9 protein-coding genes are annotated in these 11,370 nt (G+C 47.2%); 4 read left to right on the top strand and 5 right to left on the bottom strand.

The genetic code is table 11. From position 1 onward, the window contains the following. Positions 1-25: 25 nt before the first annotated feature. Positions 26-1,315 carry an adenosylmethionine--8-amino-7-oxononanoate transaminase gene (gene bioA / locus L1285_RS13505; protein ID WP_235412749.1) on the top strand — a complete coding sequence of 430 codons (1,290 nt, stop codon included), beginning with the start codon at positions 26-28 and terminating at the stop codon, positions 1,313-1,315. A 174-nt stretch (positions 1,316-1,489) separates the two neighbouring features. Continuing rightward, on the top strand, positions 1,490-2,827 hold the full coding sequence (locus L1285_RS13500; RefSeq protein ID WP_125717577.1) for a KamA family radical SAM protein: 1,338 nt from the start codon (positions 1,490-1,492) through the stop codon (positions 2,825-2,827). A 67-nt stretch (positions 2,828-2,894) separates the two neighbouring features. Here the strand turns inward: L1285_RS13500 and L1285_RS13495 are convergent, their stop codons facing one another. Then, entirely contained in the window at positions 2,895-3,329 is a 435-nt protein-coding gene (locus L1285_RS13495; RefSeq protein WP_046004386.1) for an AAA family ATPase, read from the bottom strand. Between the two features lie 361 nt (positions 3,330-3,690). Here L1285_RS13495 and asnS point away from each other — a divergent pair, with 361 nt between their 5' ends. Continuing rightward, positions 3,691-5,088 carry an asparagine--tRNA ligase gene (gene asnS, locus L1285_RS13490; RefSeq protein WP_054015032.1) on the top strand — a complete coding sequence of 466 codons (1,398 nt, stop codon included), beginning with the start codon at positions 3,691-3,693 and terminating at the stop codon, positions 5,086-5,088. A gap of 58 nt (positions 5,089-5,146) precedes the next feature. Here asnS and L1285_RS13485 read toward each other — a convergent pair whose 3' ends face one another. The 4 genes from L1285_RS13485 to L1285_RS13470 form a co-directional block, all read right to left on the bottom strand. Continuing rightward, the gene (locus L1285_RS13485; protein WP_235412748.1) at positions 5,147-6,364 is read right to left on the bottom strand and encodes a glycoside hydrolase family 18 protein; all 1,218 of its coding nucleotides are present in this window, start codon (positions 6,362-6,364) and stop codon (positions 5,147-5,149) included. 147 nt (positions 6,365-6,511) lie between these two features. Next, positions 6,512-7,093, bottom strand: coding sequence for a cytochrome P460 family protein (locus L1285_RS13480; protein WP_235412747.1), 582 nt, complete (start codon positions 7,091-7,093; stop codon positions 6,512-6,514). 10 nt (positions 7,094-7,103) lie between these two features. Beyond that, positions 7,104-7,709 (bottom strand): cupredoxin domain-containing protein, encoded by a 606-nt coding sequence (locus L1285_RS13475; protein ID WP_235412746.1) that lies wholly within the window; start codon positions 7,707-7,709, stop codon positions 7,104-7,106. A 13-nt stretch (positions 7,710-7,722) separates the two neighbouring features. Continuing rightward, entirely contained in the window at positions 7,723-8,715 is a 993-nt protein-coding gene (locus tag L1285_RS13470; RefSeq protein WP_235412745.1) for a cytochrome-c peroxidase, read from the bottom strand. A 169-nt stretch (positions 8,716-8,884) separates the two neighbouring features. Between L1285_RS13470 and L1285_RS13465 the strand changes: the two genes are divergently transcribed. Further along, on the top strand, positions 8,885-11,305 hold the full coding sequence (locus L1285_RS13465; protein ID WP_235412744.1) for a methyl-accepting chemotaxis protein: 2,421 nt from the start codon (positions 8,885-8,887) through the stop codon (positions 11,303-11,305). Positions 11,306-11,370: the final 65 nt, after the last annotated feature.

The raw sequence follows: 11,370 nt of genomic DNA, 5'->3' as shown, positions 1-11,370 counted from the left end.
CGGACCACTTAAGCAAGGTTTACAAGTGAGCAATAATAACACAATCGATTTAGCCTTTGATAAAGCGCATATCTGGCACCCCTATACCTCCATGCTGGATCCTCTGCCCGTTTACCCGGCAAGTCATACCCAGGGCAACCGTATCCACCTGGAAACAGGCGAAGAATTAATTGATGGTATGGCATCCTGGTGGAGCGCCATTCATGGCTATAACCACCCCGACATTGTAACTACAATTACTGAGCAAGCAGGCAAGATGAGCCACGTGATGTTTGGCGGACTGACCCATGCCCCGGCGGTTGAGTTGTGTAAAAAGTTGGTTGCCATGACCCCGGCTCCCCTCAATAAAGTGTTTCTGGCAGACAGCGGATCGGTTAGCGTTGAAGTGGCGATTAAAATGGCTCTGCAGTACTGGCTGAGCCAGGGCCATACACGCAAAACTAAACTGATGACAGCGCAAAAAGGCTATCATGGCGACACCTTTGCCGCCATGAGTGTGTGCGATCCGGTGAATTCTATGCACAGCATGTATCAGGGCTTTCTGCCGGAGCATATTTTTGTGCCTGCACCAACCGGGCGCTTCCATAAACAGGCATGTGAAGAAGAGCTTGGGCAACTTGAAGCGTCATTTGCAGCCCATCATCAGGAAGTTGCCGCGTTCATCATTGAGCCCATAGTGCAAAACGCCGGCGGGATGAACTTCTATCACCCGGATTACCTGAAAAAGCTCCGCGCACTGTGCGACCAATATGATGTTTTGCTGATCCTCGATGAGATAGCGACCGGCTTTGGCCGTACCGGAAAATTATTTGCCTGCGAGCACGCCGACATTAGCCCGGATATTCTGTGCCTGGGTAAAGCCCTGACCGGCGGCACCATGACACTGTCGGCAACGCTCACCACAGATGAGATAGCCATAGGGATCAGTCAGGGCGAAGCCAAAGTACTGATGCATGGCCCCACCTTTATGGGTAACCCGCTGGCTTGCGCTGCAGCAAATGCAAGCCTAACCCTGTTGCAAACTAATGCCTGGCAAGAGCAGGTCCAGCGCCTGGCAAACAGTTTAACGTTGCTCGAGCGCTGTAGATCACTGGACGCAGTGCAGGATGTCAGAGTGCTGGGCGCAATCGGGGTGGTTGAAGTAAACCGCACCATAGACGTGGCAAAGATACAACGCTTTTTTATTGAAAAAGGCTTGTGGATCCGCCCGTTTGGCAGGCTGATCTATCTGATGCCCCCCTATATCACACCGGATGAAGATATCGCGCAGCTGGCTGATGGGATTTATAACGCCATCGCACAGAACGCGTACTAGCTTTCCTCAGCACAGCTAAAAAGTGCGATAATAAAAGCAAAATTGGCACTTTTTTTGCCAATTTTGCAATTATTTAAGATATTTCATCGTTTGTACCTGAAATCATTTCATGGCTTTGTTAGACTAGGCGACTTTGATTGTAAATTTCGAAATAGAGTTGAGAATCGAGTAACTATGCAACAAACCGTCAAATTGCAGCCAGCTGAAGCTTATCAGCCACCGCGCTTTACTGTTTATCAACACCGTCAGATTGATAAAATTGAGCAACTTGAAAAACTGCCTGAGCACCTGCGCTTCCAGATGAAGGTGGTTGCAAACGTTTTCCCTTTCCGCGTGAACAACTATGTTATTGATGAACTGATTGACTGGGACAAGGTACCTAACGACCCCGTTTTTCAGCTTACTTTCCCTCAGCGTGGCATGCTGGACGACGAGTCGTACGAAGAAATGGCCGCACTGCTTAAACGTGAGCACACGCCAGAAGAAGTTTTTGAGCTATCAACCAAGTTAAGACAAAAGCTTAACCCGCATCCAGCCGGTCAGATGGATAAAAACGTCCCCACCTTTGACGGTGAGCGCGTTGAAGGCATTCAGCACAAATACAAAGAAACCGTGCTGTTCTTCCCGGCACAGGGCCAGTACTGCCACTCTTACTGTACTTTCTGTTTCCGCTGGGCCCAGTTCGTTGGTAAAGCAACCCGCTTTAACAACAACGACGAAGATCTACTACACAGCTACCTGGAAGAGCACACAGAAGTGACCGATCTGCTTATGACCGGCGGCGACCCTATGGTTATGCGTACTGTTAAGCTACGTAAATACCTGGAAGCACTGAAAGAGCCGCGCTTTGATCATATTCGCACGATCCGTATTGGTACTAAGTCTCTGACTTTCTGGCCATTCCGTTATGTGACCGATCCGGATGCACAGGACTTGTTAGCCCTGCTTAAAGAGCTGGTTGACGCTGGTAAGCACGTGTCTATTATGGCGCACGTTAATCACAAGCAAGAGCTACGCACTGACATTGCCAAAGAAGCGATTAAATTGCTACGCAAGACTGGTGTACAGATCCGTACTCAGGCGCCTTTGCTTAACCACCTCAACACTGACCCTAAAATGTGGTCTGAGATGTGGAAAGAGCAAACACAAATGGGCATGATCCCTTATTACATGTTTATTGAGCGTGATACCGGTGCAAAACGTTACTTTGAATTGCCGCTTTACAAGACCTGGGAAATCTTCCGTGACGCCTATAAAGAGGTATCGGGTGTGAGCCGCACAGTACGCGGACCTTCTATGAGTGCTGGCCCGGGTAAGGTTGAAGTCTCTGGTGTGACAGAAATCAACGGCGAAAAAGTGTTTGTATTACGCTTTATTCAGGCCCGTAACCCGGATTGGGTGCAAAGACCTTTCTTTGCCAAATATGATGAAGAAGCGACCTGGCTGGATGGCCTTAAGCCAGCATTTGGCGAGGAAAAATTCTTCTGGCAGGACGAATACGAAGCCATGTAAAGGTTCAAGTTACAAGAAAGCCGACAACATTGTCGGCTTTTTCTTTTCAGATAATCGCTTATTGCAACTACCACTCAAACATATAGGCCATTTTACTGATAGTTCTCAGTGCCACACCATGCGTGTTACGTTTGGCATATAAGTGCTGCATTGACTTATCTTTCACTTCGCCGACTATCACTTCTTTGACCTGATACCCCATCGCCTGTGCTGCACTGGTGTAAGCAACAAACTCCCAGCGTTTGATATTGGTGTTATCAGCGATCACCAGCGGGATCCCCTCAGCCAGCGCATTGATAAAGCGTGCCAGGTTCAGATTATGGTATTCCGGCAGTCTGAACTTTTCAAAATGATATTCGCCCTGCTCATTATGAAAGTAATCATCGGTAGAGCAAATGATGAATTGCGTTTCGTCGCCTGCGACCAGCTCGTCTGCCAGTGCGTAAGCGTAATGTGTTTTCCCAGAGCCAGGTAATCCCCGTAATATAAATGCCTGTTTCATCTATCGAACGACTTATATCCAGTTTTTCTTAGTAGTAGGCAGATATAATGCCATAAATTTTGCATTTAAGTAATTCATCAGGCAAATGGGCGCGCTTTTTTAGTGTCAGCCCCTCAACCTGGCCACACTTTTCCACAACAAAACGTCATATTGCGCAAATATCAGCCAATAGTTTTGCACTGACTGCGGCCAAGTGCAAAAAAGCCCAAAGAAATTACCCTGCACCCGCATTTGATGGTTTTTTTATGCGTCTATCGCAGGTAAGATACGACATAGCTGACTGCGCAAAAAGCGTGGTCATGGCAGTGAGTTAAACAACACACGCAACAGACTAATTATAAATAATCATTTTGGAGTAAAGATGAGCCACACAGCGATAACGGAGCTACTAGCAGGCACCGTTGCGGTAGACAGCCAGGTTACTGTAAAAGGCTGGATCCGTACACGACGCGATTCAAAAGCGGGTATTTCATTCCTAGCCGTCCATGACGGTTCTTGTTTCGATCCTATTCAAGCCGTAGTCCCTAATTCGCTTAATAATTATGAAGAAGTGACTCGTCTTACCGCTGGCTGCTCTGTGGCCGTGACCGGTGTTCTGGTGGCCTCTGAAGGTCAGGGTCAGGCTTTTGAAATTCAGGCTAACAAAGTAGAAGTACTGGGTTGGGTTGAGAATCCGGATACCTACCCGATGGCAGCAAAGCGTCACAGCATTGAATATCTGCGTGAGCATGCACACCTTCGCCCACGCACCAACGTTATTGGCGCGGTTACTCGCGTTCGTAACTGTTTGTCGCAAGCAATCCACCGCTTCTTCCACGAAAGAGGCTACATGTGGATCAGCACCCCTATCATCACAGCGAGTGACTGTGAAGGTGCGGGCGAAATGTTCCGTGTTTCTACACTGGATATGCAAAACCTGCCGCGCACAGACAAGGGCGACATTGATTACAGCGAAGACTTTTTTGGCAAAGAAGCTTTCCTGACCGTATCTGGTCAGCTGAACGGCGAAACGTATGCCAGCGCCATGTCAAAGATCTATACATTTGGCCCAACATTCCGCGCTGAAAACTCGAATACCTCGCGTCACCTGGCGGAATTCTGGATGGTTGAGCCAGAAGTAGCGTTTGCCGATCTGGACGACATTGCGGCCCTTGCCGAAGACATGCTGAAATATGCCTTTAAAGCCGTATTGGAAGAGCGCCGTGACGACATGGAGTTCTTCGCACAACGCATCGAAAAACAGGCAATCACGCGTCTTGAGTCCTTTATCGACAAAGACTTCGCACAGGTTGATTACACCGATGCGATCGAGATCCTGAAAAACTGTGGTAAGAAGTTTGAATTCCCGGTTGACTGGGGCGTAGATCTGCAATCAGAGCACGAGCGTTACCTGGCAGAAGAGCACTTTAATGCGCCGGTAGTTATCAAAAACTACCCGCGTGACATCAAAGCTTTCTACATGCGCCAGAACGAAGACGGCAAAACCGTTGCCGCAATGGACGTTGTTGCACCGGGCATTGGTGAAATCATCGGTGGCTCTCAGCGTGAAGAGCGTCTGGATGTGCTTGATAAGCGTCTGGAAGAAATGGGTCTGGATAAAGAAGACTACAGCTGGTACCGCGACTTGCGTAAATACGGCACCGTGCCGCACTCAGGCTTCGGTCTGGGCTTTGAGCGCCTGGTTGCATATGTAACCGGTATGGGCAACGTCCGTGACGTTATCGCCTTCCCGCGCACCAAAGGTAGTGCAACTTACTAATCTAATTTAGTTTTAAAAAGCCCCGTTTTGGGGCTTTTTTTATGCCTGTTGGACTTATTTATTGTGCTGCAACATAGTTCTGGCACGCGCCCAATTCGCTGTATCTGTGCGCATGTCCTTCAGTCATAGGTGCAACTCCATGCAAAGGCCCCCCATTAACGCGCCAGTTTTTTCCAGCAAAGCTCACGACGTCCCCTGTGTGATACACACTCGGGTAAGCTTGCCAGGACTCGGCGCAAGGCTGGCATTTAGGCAGAACTTCCCCAATGGCATCCAGCAACTTATTCTCACCGCGCGCATCCTGATGCAGCTCCCAGATAAAAATGCCCGGATAACCATTGTCGGCAACAAACTGTGACTTGGTACGCACCAGCTCCGGAGTCTCCCAAAAATGCAGGTAGTTATCCAGCTCATAAAAGCCTGCGTTGTAATCTACGCCAAGTCCGTCAACGAAGATTTCGACAATGTCTCGTGCCGTATAGGTCATGACAGGGCCACTCACCCCGTCTGGGAAGGACTTATTGTAAAAAGGAATACCTAAGCTGGTTTTGCTCACGTCATACTTAGTGATCATGCTCTGGCTCCATTGGGCAGGATTAACCAAGCCATCGTGGATATAAGACCAGGCAGCATGGTGGTTTTTCGGTGAGCCACCCCAGCCGCCGGTATAGTCATAGGCCATGAAGCGTATGTAATCGGCATACTCATCTAAGTCTGGATGGAAATTGATCCCCGACCAGCCACCGGCCTGGACATCAACACTCACCTCCAGGTGCGCAGGTAAAGCTGCTCTCAAGTCTTTAACCAGGCTCAGCAGATAACCACTTTCCACTGGGTTTGGCTGGTTGTATGTGCTCCAGTCTTCCCAGTCGACATCGATACCATCTAACTTGTGTAGCTCAGCATAAGCAACCAGGTTTTTTACCAGGTTGGCTCGTGCCTGCTCATCCATAGACAGAAAGTCGACGCCGGCACCACCTACTGAGATCATGACGCCTGTGTTGTTAGCATGAGCATGTGCCACAATGTCGTCGATATAGCGATCAGCTTCAAGTGTGTTCAGTGTGCCATCGGCATTGGGATAGGCAAATGCCACTATAATATGTGTGAGTTTATCAGTAGCCAGGTCCTGAACATCCAGTTGACCACCCGCCGGGTAATCCCAGGTAGAATAAAAGCCTTCAACTCGTGGACAGAAAGCCTCTTGTGCCCACGCCGACTGCATTGACAGGCCGGATATAGCCACCGCTAAAGTAAGACAGGTTTTCTTAAACATAACGCGCTCCGTGTTGTATAAATATTAAACACCACAAGTATCACGTTAACAAAAAATTTAAAATTGAAGATTTATAATAATGCCTTACACCCGGGCGCATACTTATACACATTTTAGTGCGCCCTTGTCAGTGTAATATTCAATAATTCACTTACTCTTTGAATAGAAGTTCGCAAAAATGTAATCCCGCTCTTTGATACTTTCGTGGCAGCTGGCGCACACTTTTTGTATCGCACTATCCGTGCCTTTACCCGCTAGCAGTACTTTCCCTTGCTTATCGAACTGCACATATTCCCAATCACCGTGTGTAGGCGAGTAGCCTGGCTGACGTTTAATCATCATAGTGATTGTCAGAGCTTCATGGGGCGACCCCGACTGAGAAGAGAAATTCTCTTTCAAAACAATCGTGCCCGGTGAGTAGGACTTAAAGTTAGGCACCGGCTCTTCTTCGTCTTCATCCTCATCGTAATCCTGATAGAGCCGCAAATACTCCAGATAATTGCTTTCATACACTCTGACATCTTTATTCAGAAACACGACGATAAATTGTTGCCAGTGTAAGCCTGAGTGCTCAAACCCCGTTACGCGTGTCCAGTCTGTACGGTAATCGCTCAACTCAGCCTGATACTGTAGCGGTATTTTAAAGGGGTAAACCCCAAATGGATCTGCGATGACCTGGCCTGATGCAGCAATAAGACCAGCCGCCAGCGATAGCAAAACGCGTTTCATACGCTGCGCCTTATTTTAGAGTTAGACTTAAATTGGCTCTGAGTTTTCCCTTGTACATCACTTCTACCGACTTTGCTTCTCCAGGAGAAAGCGTAACCTCGACCGGATCATATTTAGGAATTTGTAACACAAACGTACTGGCAGATCCGGCGTCTAAGTCGATTTTATAAGTTTTTTGTTTTTTCGTGAAAGGCAGTACCTGATAGGTATCAGAATTCACGTTGGCAATGTAACTGCGCATTTTGGGATGGATTTTGCACCCAATGCGAGTCAGTGTGTTTTCTGACCAATCAGCAGACACTTTGGTTGTCTGACCCTGATTCATCAAACCCACATCAAACTTCACACCTGAATTGGGATCATTGGCAAAAATATTATGCTGAAATTCATCTGAATTTTTAAAGGTGATCTCACCATTTTTACCAACCACCACCACTTTTTTGTCGAACACCTTATTCGCCTGGTCTAGTTCAGCAGCTTTCGGCCCTGCTCCGTTTTTCGCATACAAAATACCTGCAAAAGGCGGCTTTTTAACAAAAGTAAGTTCACCGGTTAGTGTGGCAGCCTGTGTGTTAAAAACCATGCACAGGCCCAGCGCTAGCATACGTTTAATCATGGTGTTTTTTCCTTTATTGAGGAATGATTGGTCGTTGGATCACAACGGGATCAGTCAACGCGGCCATAAAGGCAACCAAATCCGCCTTTTCCTGGGTTGATAGGTTGAGTGGCACAATGAGCGGGCTTACATTTTTTGTGCCCACAGCCCCCTTGTCATAGTGCTCCACGACCTCTTCGAGCGTGCCCAATGAACCATCGTGCATATAAGGCGCACTCATAATGATATTTCTTAAACCCGGGGTTTTAAACGCCCCTTTGAATTGCGCACTTTTGTCCAGTTCGAAACGTCCGTTATCTTTGTTATCTATCCCGATGTTATGAAAGCTATCGTCTGTAAAATTTTCACCGTCATGGCATTTGGTACACCGCCCTTTACCGACAAAGACACTTAGGCCCCTGATTGCTGACGGTGACATAGCAAATTTATTGCCCGCCAGATATTGGTCAAAGGGCGAGTTATCGCTGATGATGGTTCTTTCGAAGGCGGCGATGGCCCGGCCGACATTTTCAAAGGAAATCTCACCGTAAATTTGCGCAAACTCGTCCCGATAGAATTTAACGTCTTTTAAACGCTTGACCACATCTTTGGGGGTCATTTGCATTTCTATATCAGATACCAGAGGCCCCAAAGCCTGCTCTTCCAATGAAGCGGCTCTGCCATCCCAGAAGAAAGTGACAGACCACGCCAGATTATACAAATGTGGTGCGTTTCGACCCAGGATATCTCCCCCACTACCAATGCCTTTGGCCAGACCGTCACTAAAGCCCAATTCAGGGTTGTGGCACGTCGCGCAAGACTGGTTATGGTGCCTCGAAAGCCGGGTATCATAGAATAGCGTTTTGCCCAACAGGATCTCTCTGTCGCTTGGCTCCTCGTCATCAGGGTACTCAATGTCATCTTTATCTGGGGTGCCTAGCCCCCCTAAATTCACACCAGCGTTGGCCCCTACTTTCACGCTGGTTATACAAAATGCTGCAATCAAAACCACTCTCAACGCGCTCATTTTCCCCCCTTCGACAACAAAGTTAAGGTTAATTTTTGAACTACAGCAAGGATTGACTATATTTTTCGATAATGCAAAAAAATAAACCTTATCACGCAACACCTGTTATATGAGTATTGCCTTATCTGCCAAGGCAGTTTCTTCGTGCTAGTTTATTAAGTGAGAACAGATGGATATATCACGCATCGTGCCAAGTATCGCGATACAAATGTTAATTGCATTTGGTATCATCACGTCGCTCGGTATCTTCAGTAATTTTTTCGTCTACCTGAATACAGGCTCTATCGGTCAGAGCTTTACGCAATTTTCATCGGTGTCATTACCTCTGGTGAAAGCAAATTCAGATTTAAGAATGGCGATACTAGAAACCCAGATTTCTTTGAAAGAACAAATCATCACAGGAAACAGTCCTGAAGAAAGACGCAACTCCATCGCAGCCAGACAAGCGGCCTGGAACAATATCAACAAGCACTTTGCGCAATTACAAGCACTGGCGCAGCAAACAGGCTTTGAAAATCGTATTTTAAGTACCATTGAACAAAATCTGCGCCAACTGAATTCCGAGCAACAAGTTGTCTCCGATATTAGTAATACTGTGGACAACGAGCCCGCAGTAAAAATTCTGGTCACCCAGGCTATACCGCTGGCCGAGTCTATGGTGGGGCTCTTATCAGAGCTCATAGAGTCCGAGCTTGAGCAAGAACCCGACGAAGAGCGCATGGAACTGTTCAAGCTCCTGGTTGACTCAAAAATGAGTTTTGCAACCGCGATCTCCGAGTTACGGGCCTTCCTGTTGACAAGGGAGCAAAAAAATATAGACGGTTTCGATCAAGCCTGGTTTGCAAATAGCGATGCGTTTGTTGCCATTTTGGACGATTACGAAGAGTTATTCAGTGAAGCTCAACTGATGAAATGGAGCGCTTACAGTGAAGAACGTGAAAAAATTGCGCCACTGACGATTTTAGCCTTTGAGAAACAAGCAAGTCCGGACGCAAATTTCGCCACTAAACATTTACGCGAAGTGATTTCTCCGTTGACTAAGCAGATTTTTGCGCAACTCAATGAACTGAACTCACATGTTGCTCAGGTATCTGCAAATGGGATTACCACCGTTGAAACCGCACTCAGCGATATGTTTATCGTCATTACAATCGCTTCCTTGATAACAGTGATTATTGCCAGTTCAATCAGTCTGTTGTTCAGTAACAAACTCAAACAACGCGTTCAACTGTTGCTAGAGCGTGCGCAAAATATTTCCGTTGGGAACTTTCAAACCAAAGAAAGCTATTTCTCAATGCATCATAAAGATGAATTAAATCAACTTTCAGAGAGCTTTAATCATATGACACTGTCGTTGTCTTCGACTATTTCAACCGTCCGGCGACAATCAAGACAGGTTGGACACTCCGCACATCAGGTGGCAGCCATTGCGACTGAAATCAGTTCCGTCGCTAAAAGTGAAAATGACAGTTACAACGAAGTCATGCAGGTCATTGATTGCTTTATGGACCTGCTACACGAATCAAGTAACGCCATAGAACAAAGCAAGGGCGTCCTGGACCAGGCCAGGCAGGAAGCCGACTCCGGGATCGCTGCTGTAAGCAGTAATTTAGAAGAAATGAACAGAACCGTTGAAGTGGTTGAAGTTGCCTCCAAAGAAGTCGGAGAGTTACAGTCTGCCAGTGAGCAAATTGAAACGGTAACAGATGCAATTTCGACAGTCGCAGATCAGACGGCGCTAATTGCATTGAACGCCGCGATTGAAGCAGCCAGAGCTGGAGAACAAGGAAGAGGTTTTGCGGTTGTTGCCGATGAAGTCAGAAGCCTAGCAAAGCGCACAGCCGCCTCCACGGACGAAATCAGACAGGTCATTACACAACTGCTGACTAAAGTGTCGGATGTCATCAATCTAATGACTAACATCATAGAGCAGGTCAATATCAGTAAAACGCGCTCAGACGAAAGTGGCCAGGCACTGAAAGCGATGACCCTGACGATAGACAGGATAGTCTCCGCCAATGAGCAAGTCGCTGAACGGTCAAGCCGTCAAAGTGATCAGATGATTGAAATGCAGCTAAAACTGCAGCACTTGTTTGCGTCGCTCCAGCAGAATGCAGAAAAAGCCCAAATGGTCTCTATGATTGGAGGCGATCTTTATCAGACCTCTGAGCTTGTCAACAATCTGATGGACAGCTTTTTCTTCGATGAAGACAAAGACACGTACATTAGACAACAGCATGAGCAAAGGCGCTCGGACCGAGTAGAAGCAAAAATAAAAATGAACATAGATACAGGCGATCAGATCTACTCCACCATCACCCGGGAATTAAGCTGTGTCGGCTGTGGCGTTATTTTGAGTCAGCAATTGAATCAGGAGCTAGATATTAACAGCACAGTTACTTTGACATTATTCAGGCCGAAGAAAAACTACTCTGAGTACATGCAACAGTCCCCACTTGAGCTGGCTGCCAAAGTCATCCGTAAAGAAGATCGTTCGGACGAACACGCCTACTACGGGTTGGAATTTACCATCAGCAATACAGAGCAAGAGCGAGTACTGAACCAGTTATATGCGTTTTTTGATGAATAGTGTTGTAAGGCGTAGATAGCAAGAAACGATGAGGCCGCTTACGATAAACGGCCTCTGGTGTTAGA

Origin of the sequence: Pseudoalteromonas sp. DL2-H2.2, from assembly GCF_021532535.1 — a bacterium.
GTDB lineage: Bacteria > Pseudomonadota > Gammaproteobacteria > Enterobacterales > Alteromonadaceae > Pseudoalteromonas > Pseudoalteromonas rubra_A.
Note: the sequence above shows the minus strand (reverse complement) of the source record. Positions and strands in the feature narration are given on the sequence as shown.

Excerpts from the sequence above, each read along its gene's own strand:
- L1285_RS13495 (WP_046004386.1), bottom strand. The coding sequence starts at position 3,329 with ATGAAACAGGCATTTATATTACGGGGATTACCTGGCTCTGGGAAAACA.
- L1285_RS13485 (WP_235412748.1), bottom strand. The coding sequence starts at position 6,364 with ATGTTTAAGAAAACCTGTCTTACTTTAGCGGTGGCTATATCCGGCCTG.
- L1285_RS13475 (WP_235412746.1), bottom strand. The coding sequence starts at position 7,709 with ATGATTAAACGTATGCTAGCGCTGGGCCTGTGCATGGTTTTTAACACA.
- L1285_RS13500 (WP_125717577.1), top strand. The coding sequence starts at position 1,490 with ATGCAACAAACCGTCAAATTGCAGCCAGCTGAAGCTTATCAGCCACCG.
- L1285_RS13480 (WP_235412747.1), bottom strand. The coding sequence starts at position 7,093 with ATGAAACGCGTTTTGCTATCGCTGGCGGCTGGTCTTATTGCTGCATCA.
- L1285_RS13470 (WP_235412745.1), bottom strand. The coding sequence starts at position 8,715 with ATGAGCGCGTTGAGAGTGGTTTTGATTGCAGCATTTTGTATAACCAGC.
- L1285_RS13465 (WP_235412744.1), top strand. The coding sequence starts at position 8,885 with ATGGATATATCACGCATCGTGCCAAGTATCGCGATACAAATGTTAATT.
- asnS (WP_054015032.1), top strand. The coding sequence starts at position 3,691 with ATGAGCCACACAGCGATAACGGAGCTACTAGCAGGCACCGTTGCGGTA.